Origin of the sequence: Collimonas fungivorans, assembly GCF_028292705.1 — a bacterium.
Classification (GTDB): domain Bacteria; phylum Pseudomonadota; class Gammaproteobacteria; order Burkholderiales; family Burkholderiaceae_D; genus Collimonas; species Collimonas fungivorans_B.
Map to the genome: position 1 here is coordinate 1 of NZ_JAQGLV010000080.1, position 16,289 is coordinate 16,289.

13 protein-coding genes are annotated in these 16,289 nt (G+C 62.2%); 10 read left to right on the forward strand and 3 right to left on the reverse strand.

Features of this window, described 5'->3' with window-relative positions; all coding sequences use genetic code 11:
• Positions 1-530, reverse strand: a 530-nt coding sequence (locus JWQ61_RS03790) for a flavin reductase family protein (protein ID WP_304359344.1), incomplete at its 3' end; no start/stop codon positions are given.
• A gap of 149 nt (positions 531-679) precedes the next feature.
• On the opposite strand from JWQ61_RS03790, the gene JWQ61_RS03795 reads away from it, so the two are divergent.
• From JWQ61_RS03795 to JWQ61_RS03810, 4 genes are all read left to right on the forward strand, one after another.
• Positions 680-1,477: a TatD family hydrolase gene (locus JWQ61_RS03795; RefSeq protein ID WP_304359345.1), complete on the forward strand. Its 798-nt coding sequence runs from the start codon at positions 680-682 to the stop codon at positions 1,475-1,477.
• Between the two features lie 16 nt (positions 1,478-1,493).
• Positions 1,494-3,902 (forward strand): DNA internalization-related competence protein ComEC/Rec2, encoded by a 2,409-nt coding sequence (locus JWQ61_RS03800; protein WP_304359346.1) that lies wholly within the window; start codon positions 1,494-1,496, stop codon positions 3,900-3,902.
• Positions 3,903-4,049: 147 nt separating this feature from the next.
• Complete coding sequence (locus JWQ61_RS03805; RefSeq protein WP_304359347.1) at positions 4,050-4,877, forward strand: alpha/beta fold hydrolase; 828 nt, start codon at positions 4,050-4,052, stop codon at positions 4,875-4,877.
• Positions 4,878-4,939: 62 nt separating this feature from the next.
• Positions 4,940-7,387: a penicillin-binding protein 1A gene (locus JWQ61_RS03810; RefSeq protein WP_304359348.1), complete on the forward strand. Its 2,448-nt coding sequence runs from the start codon at positions 4,940-4,942 to the stop codon at positions 7,385-7,387.
• A 93-nt stretch (positions 7,388-7,480) separates the two neighbouring features.
• On the opposite strand, the gene JWQ61_RS03815 is transcribed toward JWQ61_RS03810, so the two are convergent.
• Positions 7,481-9,127 carry an isovaleryl-CoA dehydrogenase gene (locus JWQ61_RS03815; RefSeq protein ID WP_304359349.1) on the reverse strand — a complete coding sequence of 549 codons (1,647 nt, stop codon included), beginning with the start codon at positions 9,125-9,127 and terminating at the stop codon, positions 7,481-7,483.
• Between the two features lie 233 nt (positions 9,128-9,360).
• Here JWQ61_RS03815 and JWQ61_RS03820 point away from each other — a divergent pair, with 233 nt between their 5' ends.
• The 6 genes from JWQ61_RS03820 (at position 9,361) to JWQ61_RS03845 (ending at position 15,577) form a co-directional block, all read left to right on the forward strand.
• Positions 9,361-11,499, forward strand: a complete 2,139-nt coding sequence (locus JWQ61_RS03820; RefSeq protein ID WP_304359350.1) for a DNA polymerase III subunit gamma/tau — start codon at positions 9,361-9,363, stop codon at positions 11,497-11,499.
• An 86-nt stretch (positions 11,500-11,585) separates the two neighbouring features.
• Positions 11,586-11,906: a YbaB/EbfC family nucleoid-associated protein gene (locus JWQ61_RS03825; RefSeq protein WP_014006791.1), complete on the forward strand. Its 321-nt coding sequence runs from the start codon at positions 11,586-11,588 to the stop codon at positions 11,904-11,906.
• Positions 11,907-11,960: 54 nt separating this feature from the next.
• On the forward strand, positions 11,961-12,557 hold the full coding sequence (gene recR / locus JWQ61_RS03830; protein ID WP_041742103.1) for a recombination mediator RecR: 597 nt from the start codon (positions 11,961-11,963) through the stop codon (positions 12,555-12,557).
• 177 nt (positions 12,558-12,734) lie between these two features.
• Entirely contained in the window at positions 12,735-13,772 is a 1,038-nt protein-coding gene (locus JWQ61_RS03835; RefSeq protein ID WP_014006789.1) for an ABC transporter substrate-binding protein, read from the forward strand.
• Positions 13,773-13,881: 109 nt separating this feature from the next.
• Positions 13,882-14,691 carry an ABC transporter ATP-binding protein gene (locus JWQ61_RS03840; RefSeq protein WP_304359351.1) on the forward strand — a complete coding sequence of 270 codons (810 nt, stop codon included), beginning with the start codon at positions 13,882-13,884 and terminating at the stop codon, positions 14,689-14,691.
• A 34-nt stretch (positions 14,692-14,725) separates the two neighbouring features.
• Positions 14,726-15,577 (forward strand): ABC transporter permease, encoded by an 852-nt coding sequence (locus tag JWQ61_RS03845; RefSeq protein ID WP_304359352.1) that lies wholly within the window; start codon positions 14,726-14,728, stop codon positions 15,575-15,577.
• A gap of 42 nt (positions 15,578-15,619) precedes the next feature.
• On the opposite strand, the gene JWQ61_RS03850 is transcribed toward JWQ61_RS03845, so the two are convergent.
• Positions 15,620-16,289: glycerophosphodiester phosphodiesterase family protein (locus JWQ61_RS03850; protein ID WP_304359353.1), on the reverse strand; the 670-nt coding region annotated here is incomplete at its 5' end.

Sequence of the window (16,289 nt, forward strand, 5' to 3'; positions counted from 1 at the left end):
GTGGCCTTGATCAGGGCTTCCGCTTCGTCGGCCAGTTCCTTGCGGGTGGCGACGGCGTAATTGCCGCGCTGGTATACCAGAGGGGCAATATCGGAATGTTCGAAATGCATGACTTCGCCGACCATGAGCAAATCGACGCCGCCATCGTAGCGATAGGCGGTCTTGCATTGCATGCGGGTGGTGCAGCCGTCCAGCAGCGGCGCGCCGCCCATGCCGGTTTCCAGGTCGAGGCCGGCGAATTTGTCGTGCGCGCGTTTGCTGAAATGGGTGGCCAGCTGGTCCTGGTCGTGCGACAGGATGTGCACCGCCCAGTATTCAGCGGCCTCGAAGGCTGCCAGGCTGTTCGAGGATTTGGACAAGCTCCACAGCACCAGCGGCGGATCGAGCGAGACCGAATTGAAGCTGTTGGCGGTAACGCCGACCAGCTTGCCGTCGGCCTGGCAGGCGGTAATGATGGTGACACCGGTGGTGAAGGTTCCCAGCGCATTGCGGAATTCACGCTGGTCGAACGGGGTGGACGGTATGGACATCTACATTGCTTTCTAACAAATACTTTTTGGCATCATGTTATCAGGCTCTGAGCCGGAGCGAGGGGATTGTTTATCCGCATCCTTATACAAGGCAATGTTTGCCCATGCTAGGATGGCAATCTATCAATCCCTTTTGAAAAGACCTGCCGATGTGGATAGACACCCACTGCCATCTTGACGCCGCTGAATTCGGCGGCGAACAGGCGCAAGCCGCGGCAGCGGCGGCGCGGCAGGGTGTCGACTGGATCGTGATCCCGGCGGTCGAACGCGCCAATTTCGCCACGGTCGCAACGCTGGCGGGGCAACTGCCGAACTGCACTTATGCGCTCGGTATACATCCGCTCTACGTGCCGCAGGCCGAAGAAGCCGATTTGCTGGCGCTGCGCACGGCGATCGCCGCGGCAATGGCCGATTCGCGTTTTGTGGCGATAGGCGAAATCGGCCTCGATTTTTTTGTTCCCGGCATGGACAGCGGTCCCTTGCGCGAAAAGCAGGAGCATTTCTACGTCGAACAATTGAAGCTGGCGCGCGAATTCGACCTGCCGGTGCTGCTCCATGTGCGCCGCTCGCAGGACATCTTGCTCAAACATTTACGCCGGATCAAGGTGCAGGGCGGCATCGCCCACGCATTCAACGGCAGTTTCCAGCAGGCCGAAGCCTTCATCGGGCTTGGTTTCCGGCTCGGTTTCGGCGGCGCCATGACGTTTACCCGCGCGCTGCAGATCCGCCGGCTGGCGGTCCAGCTGCCGCTGGCAGCGCTGGTGCTGGAGACCGACGCTCCCGACATGTCGCCGGCCTGGCTGCATCCGGAAACCAACCGGCCTGAGCAGGTTCCCCGCATCGGCGCCATGCTGGCCGAGCTGCGCGGGATGGCGATACCTGAACTGGCACGGGCGACAGCGGACAACGCCCGCGCGGCTTTGCCGCGTTTGGCGGCGCTGGCTTAAACAGCACGCTGAGGGCATGCGCAGCGCCGTTATCGGTTTTGTCCTTGGTGTTGCTTTTTTGCAAATGCAGGCGGTATTGCCCGCAGCCTGGCCGCTGTGCGGCTTATTGGCCTTGGGACTAGTGTTGCTGGCGGCTGTCCACAAAATCCCTGATCCTTATTTCAGATCGGCTGCCTGTGTACTGGCCGGCGCCTTGTTTGGTTTTGCCTGGGCCGGATTGTTCGCCCACTATTATTTAAGACATGAATTGCCGCCGGCATGGGAAGGGCGCGATATCACCGTGATCGGTACGATCGACAGCTTGCCCTCTTATTCAGAGAGCGGCGTCCGGTTTACTTTTGCCGTGGAAAAAGTGCTGGATCAGGATGGCCAACCTCCACCCGTTCCGCAACGCCTGGCGCTGGGCTGGTACCAGGCGGACGAGGGCGAACAGCCACGGGTGCAGGCCGGCGCGCGCTGGCAGTTGACGGTGCGCCTGAAGCGTCCCCACGGCAACGCCAATCCCCACGGCTTCGACTATGAAGCATGGCTGCTGGAACGCAAGCTGCGCGCCACCGGCTACGTCCGTGCCGATCAGCAGAACCGGCTGCTGCAGGCGTTTGTGTTCAGTCCGGGCAACGTGGTCGAAGTGCTGCGCAGCGGCCTGCGAGAACGGATCTTGCAAGCCTTGCCCGAACATCGCTATGCCGGCGTGCTGGTGGCGCTGGCGGTGGGCGACCAGCGCGCCATAGAACAACCCGACTGGGAAGTGTTCAACCGCACCGGCATCAGCCACCTGGTGGCCATTTCCGGCCTGCACATCACGATGATTGCCGGCATGTTCGCGGTCATCACGGCAGCGTTGTGGCGCCGTTCCTTTTTTACCGGAGCGGCTTTGCCGCTACTGCTGCCGGCGCAAAAAGCGGCGGCGCTGGGCGGCGCGCTGGCGGCTCTGTGCTATGTCGCGCTGGCCGGGTTCGGCATTCCCGCGCAGCGCACCTTGTACATGCTGCTGGTGGTGGCGCTGGCTTTGTGGAGTGGGCGCATCACCAGTGTCACGCATGTGTTGTGCGCGGCGCTGGCGGCGGTCTTGCTGGCCGATCCGTGGGCGTTGCTGTGGCCGGGATTCTGGCTGTCTTTCTGCGCGGTCGGCGTGATCATCTACACCAGCGCCGGCCGCAGCCTGGCCGCTGCGGTCGAGAACCAGTCGCTGCCGGCGCGCTGGCGGCAAGGCTTGAAGGCGGCCGGCTCTACCCAATATGCGGTGACCATCGGCTTGCTGCCGCTGACGGCCTTGCTGTTCGGCCGCGTCTCGCTGATCGGCCCGCTCGCCAATGCGCTGGCGATTCCGCTGATCGGGCTGGCGGTGACGCCGCTGACCTTGATCGCCGGCGTGCTGCCGGCGCCGCTGTCGACCTGGCTGTGGCGCGGCGCCCATGTCCTGGTGGAGCAGCTGGCGCTTTTCCTGAACTGGCTGAGCCTGCTGCCGTTTGCGGTGTGGCAGGCGCCGCTGCCGCAAGCGTGGACTTTTGCGCTGGCGCTGCTGGCCACCCTCTGGCTGCTGGCGCCGCGCGGATGGCCGCTACGCTGGCTGGCGCTGGCCGGCTGGCTGCCGCTGCTGCTGGATCACGGCAATCGTCCCGCTCCCGGTGAGATGTGGGTCACGGCGCTCGATGTCGGGCAAGGCATGGCGGTATTGGTGGAGACCGCCGAGCACCGTTTGCTGTACGACAGCGGGCCCTATTATTCGCCGGCATCGGATGCCGGCAGCCGCATCATCGTTCCTTACCTGAGGGCGCGCGGCATCGCTGCGCTGGATGTGTTGCTGGTGTCGCATGCCGACAATGATCATTCCGGTGGAGCCCTGTCGGTCATGGGCAGCATCGAGGTGGCCAAGGTATATTCCTCGCTGGCGCCGGACCACGTTATCGCCAGGGCCGCGGCCGTTCATGAGCGTTGCCATGACGGCCAGGCGTGGCAGTGGGGCAGTGTGAAATTCGAAATACTGTATCCTGATCTTGAGCAGTATCCGGGATCGGCTGCTGCGAAAGCCAAGGCGAATACGGTCAGCTGCACCCTCAAGATCAGCCACGGTCAGCATACGGTGTTACTGCCGGGCGATATCGAGGCGGCGCAGGAAAAACAGCTGCTCGCCAGCCATGCCGGTCAACTGAAATCGACCGTACTGCTGGCGCCGCATCATGGCAGCGGCACTTCGTCGACAGCCGCGTTCCTGGCCGCCGTCGATCCGCAAATCGTCCTGTTCCAGGTCGGCTACCGCAACCGTTTCCGCCATCCGAAACAGCAAATCCTGGAGCGTTACCAGGCATTGGGAAGCACAAATCTGCGCAGCGATACAGACGGCGCAATTTTGCTGAAATTCGGCGATACCATCAGCGTCGATACATACAGGAGCCAGCATCGGCGCTACTGGTACGGCCGCTGACCTGTCCGGCAAAACGGGAATTCCATGCCGGCAGTTTTCCTCCCGTCCTGAGCGCCGGCTCTAAAATTCCCTTTGGAACATGGCTGCTTTCGGTTTTAAATGGGACCCCATCAAGACAGGTTTTCTGTTTTATTCATGAAACACGCTATGCACCCGATTTTGCACTTCATCCACGGCAACAGTTTTCCGACGGGGACTTACCGCCAGTTCCTTGACTTCCTCGGCCACGACTACGACGTGCGTTCGCTCGACATCCACGCCCATAATCCCCAATACCCGGTCACCGACGGCTGGCCGGCGCTGGTGCAGGAGCTGATCGACGAGCTGGCGGCGCGTTACGCCGAGCCGGTGATCCTGGTCGGGCACTCGATGGGCGGCGGCCTGGCGTTGCTGGCGGCGCAGCAGCGCCCGGACCTGGTCAGCTGCGTGGTGATGCTGGACACGCCGGTGGTGGTCGGCTGGCGCGCCAGCCTGCTGCGCGGGGCCAAGGCGCTGGGGCTGGACAAGCGGGTCTCGCAAGCGCGGTTTTCGGTGAAGCGGCGCAACCTGTGGCCCAGCGCGGAGGCTGCCTACCAGCATTTCGCCGGCAAGCAGGTATTCGCCAACTGGGCGCCGGAAGTCTTGCGCGACTACATTACCTACGGGTTGGAAGAAGAGCAGGGCAATGTGGTCCTGCGTTTCCGGCGCGATATCGAAACCGCCGTCTACCGGACCCTGCCGCACGACATGGGCAATGTGTTGAAAGGCGGTTTTCCGGTGCCTATCGGTTTTGTCGGCGGCGTCGATTCGGTCGAATGCCGGCAGGCTGGACTGGATGCCACCAAACGCTTGGTGGGCAAATATTTCAGGCAAATTCCCGGCGGCCACCTGTTTCCGATGGAAACACCGGAACTGGCGGCGGCCACTACGCGTCAGATGATCCAAGCCCTGCTAGGACAGCGGGCTCCCGGGCCGTCGATTCGTAACAATTCGTAGCCATTCGAGGTCCGATCCCCGGCATGTTGTAGGATACAGGGCTATTTCCCTCGAATATTGCTATGTCATCAACAAAGAAAACCCAGCAAGACGCAAACAAGCCCGGAAACAAGTCCCGCTCTGGCCAGGCCCGTAAGAACGGCAAGGGCAGCGTGGCGCATGCGCTGCTGCTGACCATCGGCGGCCTGGTCCTGGCCGGTGTGGTGATAGTCGGTTTGCTGGTGACATATGCGCTGGTGGTGATGACGCCGCAACTGCCGGCACTGGACGCAATCACCGACTACAGACCGAAGGTGCCGCTGCGCATCTACACCGCCGACCACGTCCTGATCGGCGAGTTCGGCGAGGAGCGGCGCAGCCTGGTCAAGCTGGACGACATTCCGGCCGACATGAAGAATGCGGTGCTGGCGATCGAAGATGCGCGTTTCTACCAGCATGGCGGCATCGACGTCATCGGCATCCTGCGCGCCGGCCTGGCCGACATCATGCACGGCGGCGCTTCGCAAGGCGCCAGCACCATCACCATGCAGGTGGCGCGCAACGTTTTCCTGTCCAGCGAAAAAACCTACTCCCGCAAGATCTATGAAATCCTGCTGGCCTACAAGATCGAGACGGCGCTGAGCAAGGACCAGATCCTGGAGGTCTACATGAACCAGATCTACCTGGGGCAGCGCTCGTTTGGTTTCGCCGCCGCCGCGCGCACTTATTTCGGCAAGGACCTGAAGGACATCACGCTGGCGCAGGCGGCGATGCTGGCCGGTTTGCCGAAAGCGCCTTCGGCCTACAACCCGGTGGTCAATCCGAAGCGCGCCCGGGTGCGCCAGGAATACATCCTGAAACGCATGCGCGACCTTGAGTTCATCACCCAGGAACAGTACGACCAGGCCATCGCGGAAGATATCCAGGTCAAGACCAAGGGCAACAACTACAGCGTGCATGCCGAGTACGCCATCGAAATGGTGCGGCAGATGCTGTACGCGCAATTCAAGGAAGACACTTACACACGCGGCTTGAGCGTGACTACCACCCTCAATGCCGCCGACCAGCAAGCGGCATATGACGCGGTACGCAAAGGCGTGATGGATTACGACCGCCGCCACGGCTACCGCGGACCGGAGGCGACCATCGAGCTGCCGGCCGGCGGCGACGAGCGCGACCAGGCCATCGAAGACGCCCTGCAAGACAAGCCCGACAATGACGACATCGTGCCGGCCGTGGTGTTGAGCGCCGATCCCAAGCAGGTGCAGGCAATGCTGCGCAACGATACCGCGGTCACCATCAGCGGCGAAGGCTTGCGCCTTGCCGCCTCGGCCCTGAGTGCGAAAGCCGGCAAGAACCTGAAGATCCAGAAGGGTTCGGTGATCCGCGTCATCAATACCGCCAAAGGCTGGCAGATCACCCAGCTGCCGCAGGTCGAAGCCACCATGGTGTCGCTGACGCCGCAGACCGGCGCCATCCGTTCCCTGGTCGGCGGTTTCGATTTCAACCAGAATAAATTCAACCACGTCACCCAGGCCTGGCGCCAGCCCGGTTCGACTTTCAAGCCGTTCATCTATTCGGCCGCGCTGGAAAAGGGTTTCGGCCCGGCTTCCATCATCAACGACGCCCCGGTGTCTTTCCCCGGCGCGCCTGGCCAGGGACCATGGGAACCGAAGGACGACGACCAGCCTGACGGCCCGATGCCGCTACGCACCGGCTTGCAGCGTTCGAAGAACCTGGTATCGATCCGCCTGCTGGATGCGATCGGCGTCAAGTACGCCCAGGAATTCGTCACCAGCCATTTCGGTTTCGATCTCGACAAGACGCCGCCTTACCTGCCTTTGGCCTTGGGCGCGGGGCAGGTGACGCCGCTGCAGCTGGTCGGCGCCTATGCGGTGCTGGCGAACGGCGGCTACCGCGTCAATCCTTACCTGATTTCGCAAGTGACCGATTCGCGCGGCGCCGTGTTGTCCAAGGTCGAGCCGCAGGTCGCCGGCCAGAACGCAACGCGGGTGCTGGATGCGCGCAACAGCTACATCATGACCAGCCTACTGCAATCGGTGGCGCAGCGCGGCACCGGCGCCGGCACAAATATACTGCGCCGCACCGACTTGGCCGGCAAGACCGGCACCACCAACGATGCCTTCGACGGCTGGTTCGCCGGTTACCAGAACAGCCTGGTGGCGGTGGCCTGGATGGGCTACGACCAGCCGAAGAGCCTGGGCAGCCGCGAATTCGGCGCGCAGCTGGCGCTGCCGATCTGGACCGAGTACATGGGCCGCGCCTTGCGCGGCGTGCCGGAATATCAGATGCCTATGCCGTCCGGCGTCACTACCATCAACAATGAGTTTTACTTCGACAATTTCACGCCGGGCAACGGCTTCATCGCTTCGCTTGGACTGGGCGCCGGCGCCAGCGGAGCGCCGGTGGAAATCGGTCCGGACGGGACCCCTGTTCCTGCGCCTGTGCCGCAAACCAATCCGCAGGAAGACGAGAAGCAGAACATTCTCAAGTTATTCAGTGGTCATTGAACCTGTATCAAGATTCGAGTAAAGAAAACCGGCAATGCCCGTTAAGGGCATCGCCGGTTTTTTTTGAGGAGCAGCAAGTCGGCGGATCATTGTCTACTGCAACCATGCGCGTTGCAGGATCTGCTGCTGCAGATGTGCCGCGGCCAAGGTTCCATAGACGCGTCCGCCCATCGCTTCGCTGCGGCTGGCGATGAAAGCGTCGGCGATGACCGCCGGCGCGTGCTGCAGCATCAAGGCGCCCTGGACCGTCAGCACCAAGCGCTGCACGAAACGGCGCCCCAGCATCTCGCGCTGTTCGGCCGGCGCCGCCAGGTCTTTCTGCAGATCGTCCAGCATCCCGCGCAGGCCGGGGTGGTCGCACGCAGTTTCGGCCAGTTGCGCCAGCAGCAAGCCGAAACCGGCCGGCTCGCGTTCAATTGCGCGCAGCACGTCCAGGCACATGACGTTGCCCGAACCTTCCCAAATCGAATTGACCGGCGCTTCGCGGTAAAAGCGCGCCATCGGGCCGGTTTCGACATAGCCGTTGCCGCCCCAGATTTCCATGCATTCGCCGCTGAATTCCAGCGCCCGCTTGCAGACCCAGAACTTGGCGGCGGGCGTGACGATGCGGCGCCAGGCGCGCTGCAGCGGATCGTCCGGATGTTCGAAAGCGCTGGCCAGCTGCAGCATCAGCAGCGTCGCCGCTTCGCTTTCCAAAGCGAGGTCGGACAAGACGTTTTGCATCAGCGGCTGCTCTGCCAGATTACGGCCGAAGGCGCTGCGGTGGCGCGCATGATGCAGCGCTTGCACCAGCGCCTGGCGCATCAGGCCGGCGGAACCGATGACGCAATCGAGGCGGGTGTGGTTAGCCATTTCGATGATGGTCGGGATGCCGCGGCCTTCGTCGCCGACCATGATGCCGAAGGCTTCCCGGAATTCCACCTCGCTGCTGGAATTGGAACGGTTGCCCAGCTTGTCTTTCAAGCGCTGGATCTGCACCGGGTTCTTGCTGCCGTCGGGCCGCCAGCGCGGCACGAAAAAGCAGCTCAGGCCCATCTCGGTACGCGCCAGCACCATATGCGCATCGCACATCGGCGCCGAGAAAAACCATTTGTGGCCGGTCAGCAGGTAACCGGCGCCGCGTCCGCCGCCGCCCTCCAGCGGGATGGCCGTGGTGGTATTGCTGCGGACATCGGAGCCGCCTTGTTTTTCCGTCATGCCCATGCCGAGCAGGATCGAGTTCTTGTGTTCCAGCGCCAGGTCGCGGCTGTCATGTTCACATGACAACAGTTTTGCCTGCAAGGCTGCAAACAAGGCCGGTTCCTGCTGCAGCACCGGGATCGAGGCGAAAGTCATGGTGGTAGGGCAGAGCGATCCGGCTTCCAGCTGGGCGTGCAGGAAATAACCGGCGGCGCGCGCCACGTGGCTGCCGCTTTGCGGTTTGATCCAGGGCAGGGCATGCAGGCCTTCGCGGCGCAGCATGCCTAGCAGGGCATGCCAGGCCGGATGGAATTCGACGGCGTCGATGCGGTTGCCGAGGCGGTCGAAGGTGTTCAGTTCGGGCTGGTGGCGGTTGGCCAGTTCCGCCAGCTGCCAGCTTTCCTTGCTGCCGAGTTCGGCGCCGTAGCGCGCCAGCTGCTCGGCGCGCCATTGTCCATGCAGGCGCTGCACGCCTGCCTGCAGGATGGTGTCGTCCAGGTACAGGTTGTTGCCATACAGTTCAGGCACCTGGTTGGTGACTTCGTGGGTCTGCCCTTGCATGAGTGATCTCCTGATTTTATGGGGCCGTATTGCTTGGCTTTACCTCGACTTTACCCCTTGCTCCGGATCTCTGGAAGGTGTTGTCAGGCAATTATCTAGAGCGCCGCTTCAGTCGGCGCTTCCCCAATGAAAGGCCGGCAAGTTTAAAAACTGTGCTGGCTTCGTCTGTCAGGTAAAATGCTGTCTGTATTTCACAATTTGCTTTCACAACTTGCTGCCCCTATCCGCTGCCTATGTCCTACCAAGTTCTCGCCCGTAAATATCGCCCCAGAAGCTTCGATACGCTGGTCGGCCAGGAACACGTCGTAAGGGCCTTGACGCACGCCTTGGAGCAACAGCGCCTGCATCACGCCTACCTGTTCACCGGCACCCGCGGCGTCGGCAAGACCACCTTGTCGCGGATCCTGGCGAAATCGCTGAATTGCATCGGCGCCGACGGCAACGGCGGCATCACCGCGACGCCGTGCGGCGTGTGCGAAGCGTGCGTGGCGATCGACGCCGGGCGCTTTGTCGACTATATCGAGATGGACGCGGCCTCGAACCGCGGCGTCGACGAAATGGCGCAGTTGCTGGAACAGGCTGTGTATGCGCCGTCCAATGCGCGCTTCAAGGTCTACATGATCGACGAAGTGCACATGCTCACCAACCACGCCTTCAACTCGATGCTGAAGACGCTGGAAGAGCCGCCCGACCATGTCAAGTTCATCCTGGCCACCACCGATCCGCAAAAAATCCCGGTGACGGTGCTGTCGCGCTGCCTGCAGTTCAACCTCAAGCAGATGCCGCCCGGCCATATCATCAGCCACCTGGACAATATCCTGGGCCAGGAACAGATCGAATTCGAAACCCCGGCTCTGCGCTTGCTGGCGCAAGGCGCCCATGGTTCGATGCGCGATGCATTGTCGCTGACCGACCAGGCGATCGCCTATGCCGCCGGCAAGGTGACCCTGGAAGCAGTGCAGGGCATGCTGGGCGCGCTCGACCAGTCCTACCTGATCCGCGTGCTGGACGCGCTCGCCGCCAAAGACGGCCCCGGCTTGCTGGCAGTGGCCGACGACATGGCCAGCCGCAGCCTGTCGTACAGCGCGGCGTTGCAAGACCTGGGCACTTTGCTGCATCGGGTAGCGCTGGCGCAAAGCGTGCCGGCAGCCCTGGCCGACGATTTGCCGGAACGCGAAGAAGTGATCCGGCTGTCGGCCTTGTTCGATGCCGAAGAAATACAACTGTTTTACCAGATCGCCGTACACGGCCGCAATGAACTCGGCCTGGCACCGGACGAATACGCCGGTTTCTCGATGACCCTGCTGCGCATGCTGGCGTTCCGCCCGCAAGCCGACGGCAGCGTCGTGGCGCCGCCGCCGGTCAGCCGCCCGCGGCCGCAGGCCAGCGCTATACCGACTGCAGCGGCCCCCGCATCGAGGCCGGCGCCGCCAGCCCAGGCGGCGCCAACCGCCGCCCGCCTGAGCAGCGCGCCGCCGACGCTCAGCACCAGCGCGCCAGTTGCACCTCTTGCGCCTCCCGCCGGCAACGGCGCCATGAGTCCGGCCCGGGCTGCGCTGGAAGCTGCGCGCGCCGCGTCTTCCCGTAAGGGCGGCGCACCGGCGCGGCCGCAGCCAAGCCAGGCGCCGGCAGCGCCGGTCAGCCAGCCAGCCGCGGCGGCCGTAGCGGACGCCAAACCGGCGGCGCCGGCTTATGTGCAGCAAGCGCCGCAGAATTCCTCTGTGCCGCCTTGGGAAGAAGAGATCCCGCTGCCCATGGATTTGCCGGACACCGAATTTTCCAGTTCGGCGGCTGAAAAAAAAACTGAGTCGCGAACTGAGTCACGAACTGAGTCATATTCACAGCCAGCCCCGTCGCGCCCAGCTGCCGCCAACGGCGCAGTGAGCAATGGCCGCCAGCCCGCGCGCCCCGAACCTGTGGTGCAACAGCCGGCCGCTGCGCCAGAGCCGTTGCCGCCGCTGGTGCTGCAACCCGATCCGAACCTGGGCTGGGACGGCAACTGGCCGTTGCTGGCGTCCACCCTGGCGGTGCGCGGCGTAGCGCATCAGCTGGCGCAGCAGAGCGAACTGGTCAAGTCCGACAGCAGCGGTCCGGCGGCCCAGTTCCATCTGCGGATTCCGTTCGATACCTTGCGTTCGGCCGGCAGTGTTGATAAGTTGGAGGTCGCGCTGAGCGAGCATTTCGGCCGCCCGGTCAAGGTGGAAACCGAACTCGGCACGGTGCGTCATACCGCCAACGCGCAGATGCTGGCGGCGCAGGCGGAGCGCCAGCGCCTGGCGGAACTGACCGCGCAGAGCGATCCCTTCATCCAGAGCATGATGCGTGAATTCGGCGCCTCGATCGTGCCGGGATCGATCAAGCCCCTGGGCTGAAGCAGCAGGAAACAATGCGGGCCGGCGTGAGCCTGGCCGCCGTTTGAAATACCAGTCAAATTATCTGTTTTTATAGGAGAAGCACCATGATGAAGGGCCAACTGGCAGGGCTGATGAAACAAGCCCAGGCAATGCAGGACAACATGAAGAAGATGCAAGACCAACTGGCCTTGATCGAAGTCGAAGGCGAGTCGGGCGCGGGCCTGGTGAAAGTCGTGATGACTTGCAAGAACGCGGTCAAGCGCGTGGCGATCGACGCTTCGCTGCTGGCTGACGACAAGGACATGCTGGAAGACCTAGTAGCGGCTGCTTTCAACGATGCAGTGCGCAAGGCTGAAGCGCTGTCGGCGGAAAAGATGTCGGGCCTGACCGCTGGCATGCCTGCCGGCTTCAAGCTGCCATTCTGATCAACCGTATTTATAAGCGCTGCACGACGTGTATAACCTGATGCAGGGCCAGCCGTGAAAATTCCTTCCAGTCTTACCTTGCTCACCGAAGCCTTGCGTCATCTGCCCGGCGTCGGTCCCAAGTCGGCACAGCGCATGGCTTACCACTTGCTGCAGCATGACCGCGACGGTGCGGCCTTGCTGGGGCGGGCGCTGACCCAGGCGGTCGACCAGATCCGCCACTGCGCAATGTGCAATACCTTCACCGAGAACGAGGTATGCGAAACCTGCCTCGATCCGGAGCGCGATCCGAGTTTGCTGTGCGTGGTGGAAACGCCTACCGATCAGCTGATGATCGAGCAGACCCTGACTTTCAAGGGTTTGTATTTTGTGCTGATGGGACGCTTGTCGCCGCTGGATGGCATCGGTCCCAAGGACATCCAGCTGGAGAAGCTGATCGGCCGCGCCACCGACGGCGTCGTCAAGGAAGTGGTGCTGGCTACCAATTTCACCAACGAAGGCGAAGCCACCGCCCATTACATCAGCGAAACCATGAAAGCCCGCGGCCTGCAGGTCAGCCGACTGGCGCGCGGCGTGCCGGTGGGCGGCGAGCTCGAATATGTCGACGCCGGCACCATCGCGCGCGCGATGCTGGACCGGCGCGCAACCTGACAGACCGGAGCGCCATGCCAAAAAAACATAGCAGTAGTCCGAGTTAATTTCGCTCGGGCAGTATTATCATGGAAGACTAGTAACCAGTTTCGAGACAGCCGCGCCAAGACGGCAAAGAAAACAACCATTGCAAACAAAAACAGCAGTGAAATAACCCTGGATATACGAGGAGACAATATGAAATTCAGCTGGAAGCAGTTCGGCATCGCCCTTTGCCTGTTCTTGGCGGGGTACTTTACCTTCAATGGCAAGTTGTTTGCGCAGACCCCCGAGAAAACCAAAGTGGCGATCGCCGTGGGCGGCAAGAACCTGTTTTATTACCTGCCGCTGACAATCGCCGAGCAGCTCGGTTACTTCAAGGATGAAGGCCTGGATGTCACGATTTCCGATTTCGCCGGCGGCGCCAAGGCGTTGCAGGCGCTGGTCGGCGGCAGCGCCGACGTGGTTTCGGGCGCATTCGAGCACACCATCAGCATGCAAGCCAAGAACCAGCATATCGTCGCCTTTGTATTGCAAGGCAGGGCGCCGCAGATCGTCATGGGCGTGTCCAACAAGACCATGCCTAACTACAAGTCGATCGCCGACCTGAAAGGCAAGAAGATCGGCGTCACCGCGCCGGGTTCCTCGACCAGCATGATGTCCAATTTCGTGCTGGCCAAGGGCGGCCTGAAGCCGACCGACGTTTCTTACATCGGCGTCGGCGCTTCGGCAGGCGCCTTGTCGGCATTGCGTTCCGGCTCGATCGACGTGATCGCCAACCTCGATCCGCTGATCACCATGATGCAGCAGAATAACGAGATCAGGATCATCGCCGATACGCGCACCCTGAAGGACACCAATGCCGTATTCGGCGGCCCGATGCCGGCGGCCACCTTGTACGCCTCGGCCGACTTCATCAAGAAATATCCGAACACTACGCAGGCCTTGACCAACGCCATGGTGCGCGCGCTGAAATGGCTGCAGAAAGCTGGTCCGTCCGACATCGTCAAGACAGTACCGGAAAGCTACCAGCTGGGCGACCGCGCCCTGTACATCGAAGCCTTCATGAAAGTGCGTGAAGCGATTTCGCCGGACGGCACCATTCCTGACGCCGGGCCGCAAGTCGCGCTGCGTACCTTGCAGGCGTTCGATCCCGACCTGGCCGGCAAGAACATCGACCTGTCGCAAACTTATACCAACGAGTTTGTAAAGAAAGCCAACGCCAAGTACAAGTAGGACGGGCAGGTTTGCCCGCGCGTGATTTCCGCTATCACGCTGGTTCCGGCAGCGTGCGGGCAGGATGCCCGCCCTGCCGGATAACAAAAACAGGCCAATCCCGACTCCCATGACTCCAGCCCTTTTTCTCGACAACGTCAGCTGCACCTTCATCTCCAAGGATGACCGTTCCCAGCGTTATACCGCGGTGGCCGACACCAGCCTGTCGATTGCGCCGGGCGAATTCGTTTCCGTGGTCGGCCCGACCGGCTGCGGCAAATCGACCCTGCTCAACGTCGGCGCCGGCTTGCTGCAGCCGTCGACCGGCAGCGTCAAGGTGTTCGGCGAACCGCTGCTCGGCATCAACCGCCGCGCCGGCTACATGTTCCAGGCCGAAGCCTTGATGCCGTGGCGCAGCGCGCTGCAGAACGTGATCGCGGGCCTGCAATACCGGGAGACCGATGAAAGCAAGGCGCGCCAGCTCGGGGACGAGTGGCTGGCGCGGGTCGGCCTGCAAGGTTTCGGCGACCGCTATCCGCACCAGCTTTCGGGCGGTATGCGCAAGCGCGTAGCGCTGGCCCAGACCCTGATCCTCGATCCCGACATCATCCTGATGGACGAGCCGTTCTCGGCGCTCGATATCCAGACCAGGCAGCTGATGGAAAACGAAGTGCTGGAACTGTGGAGCGCCAAGCGCAAGGCGGTGCTGTTCATCACCCATGACCTGGACGAGGCGATCGCCATGTCGGACCGGGTGATCGTACTGTCGGCGGGACCCGGCACCCATCCGATCGGCGAATTCGTGATCGACCTGCCGCGGCCGCGCGACGTCGCGGAAATCCGCAGCGAGCCGCGTTTTGTGGAACTCCACCGGCAGATCTGGAGCGTGCTGCGCGACGAAGTGCTGAAGGGTTACCAGCAACAGAAAAAAGCCGCCTGAGGGCGGCACCGGGAAACAGGGATAAAACAAGATCATGTGGAAAACCATCAAGCCGAATTACAAGAACCTGCGCGTCTATCAAGTATTGGTGCTGCTGGTGTTTTTTCTCATCTGGCACCTGGCCACGCGCAATCCGCAGACTGCGTTTTTCTTTGGCGAACCGATCAAGGTGCTGCAGCGCATCTGGCAGTGGTTTACCGTCGGCAGCGGTTCGGTGGAAGTCGGTTTCGGCGACCACACCTGGTTCACCCTGACTTTTCCGGCGGAGATTTATTCGCACCTGCTGGTGACCCTGACCGAAACCATGCTGGCGTTCGGCATAGGCACGGTGCTCGGGCTCGGCGTCGGTTTGTGGCTGGCCCTGTCGCCGCTGACTTCGGCCATTCTCGATCCCTACATCAAGGCGTCCAACGCTATGCCGCGCGTGATCCTGGCGCCGATTTTTGCGATGTGGTTCGGGCTCGGCATCTGGTCCAAGGTGGCGCTGGCGGTGACGCTGGTGTTCTTCATCGTGTTCTTCAACGTCTACCAGGGCGTCAAGGAAGTCAGCCCGGTGGTGCTGGCCAATGCCCGCATGCTGGGCGCCAACCAGCGCCAGCTGCTGCGCACGGTGTACCTGCCGTCGGCCACTTCCTGGGTGTTTTCCAGCCTGCATACGTCGGTCGGCCTGGCTTTTGTCGGCGTCATCGTCGGTGAATATCTCGGCTCGGCGCGCGGTGTCGGTTACCTGATCCTGCAGGCCGAAGGCAGTTTCGACATCAATACCGTGTTTGCCGGCATCCTGGTGTTGACGGCATTTGCGCTGGTGCTAGATACCGTGGTGGGTATGATAGAAAAACGCCTGATGAAATGGCAGCCCAAGAGCGGCGAGACCGAGCGTTTGTAAGGCGCGCCATGGCCGCTTTTATGGCCACGGCGGCGTTATCGGTCAGCTGCGTTTGAAGGTGTCCACCGCGCGCCGTCCAATGGCCGGATCGTCGGTGAAGAAACCGTCGATGCCTGCCTTCAGGTAAGCCTGGATTTCCGCCACCAGGCCATCCGGATTACGGGTGGCGGCTGGCGCATTGCTTTTCAGGCTGGCCGGCAGGAAGGTGTTTTCCGGCCGGAAGGTGTAGGGATGCACCCGCAAGCCGGCGGCATGGGCGTTGCTGACCAGTGCGGTGGGCTGGCCCAGGTTGCCGCTGCTGTCTTGCGGGATGATGCTTAGCTTGTTAGGGCCGACGCCATCGGCATAAGCCGCCACTTCCTTCATTCCCTCAACAGTCATCAGGTCGCCGTAAGTCCGTTTGCTGCCGGCCAGCACAAAATCGGGCGGCTGCGCCTTGCCGTCGTCCATCAGCTGGACCAGCCGGTAGGTCGGATGATTCTTGCCGATCTTGCCGCGCAGGGTTTTCAGGTTGGCGGTTTCAAACGACTGGATGAAAATCACGGCGCGCTTGGCGCTGTAATCGTCTTGCGCCAATACCGTCAACAGGCGGTCTTCCAGCGGCAGGCCGATCGACTGGAAATAACTCGGATGCTTGGTTTCCGGGTAAAGGTGGATGGTGCGGCCGGTCTTGGCCGACATGCTCTTGGCCAAGGCGATGATCTCGGGCAGG

Coding starts and splice junctions, on each gene's coding strand:
- JWQ61_RS03795 (WP_304359345.1), top strand. CDS start 680: ATGTGGATAGACACCCACTGCCATCTTGACGCCGCTGAATTCGGCGGC.
- JWQ61_RS03800 (WP_304359346.1), top strand. CDS start 1,494: ATGCGCAGCGCCGTTATCGGTTTTGTCCTTGGTGTTGCTTTTTTGCAA.
- JWQ61_RS03845 (WP_304359352.1), top strand. CDS start 14,726: ATGTGGAAAACCATCAAGCCGAATTACAAGAACCTGCGCGTCTATCAA.
- JWQ61_RS03815 (WP_304359349.1), bottom strand. CDS start 9,127: ATGCAAGGGCAGACCCACGAAGTCACCAACCAGGTGCCTGAACTGTAT.
- JWQ61_RS03835 (WP_014006789.1), top strand. CDS start 12,735: ATGAAATTCAGCTGGAAGCAGTTCGGCATCGCCCTTTGCCTGTTCTTG.
- JWQ61_RS03805 (WP_304359347.1), top strand. CDS start 4,050: ATGCACCCGATTTTGCACTTCATCCACGGCAACAGTTTTCCGACGGGG.
- JWQ61_RS03840 (WP_304359351.1), top strand. CDS start 13,882: ATGACTCCAGCCCTTTTTCTCGACAACGTCAGCTGCACCTTCATCTCC.
- JWQ61_RS03820 (WP_304359350.1), top strand. CDS start 9,361: ATGTCCTACCAAGTTCTCGCCCGTAAATATCGCCCCAGAAGCTTCGAT.
- JWQ61_RS03810 (WP_304359348.1), top strand. CDS start 4,940: ATGTCATCAACAAAGAAAACCCAGCAAGACGCAAACAAGCCCGGAAAC.
- JWQ61_RS03825 (WP_014006791.1), top strand. CDS start 11,586: ATGATGAAGGGCCAACTGGCAGGGCTGATGAAACAAGCCCAGGCAATG.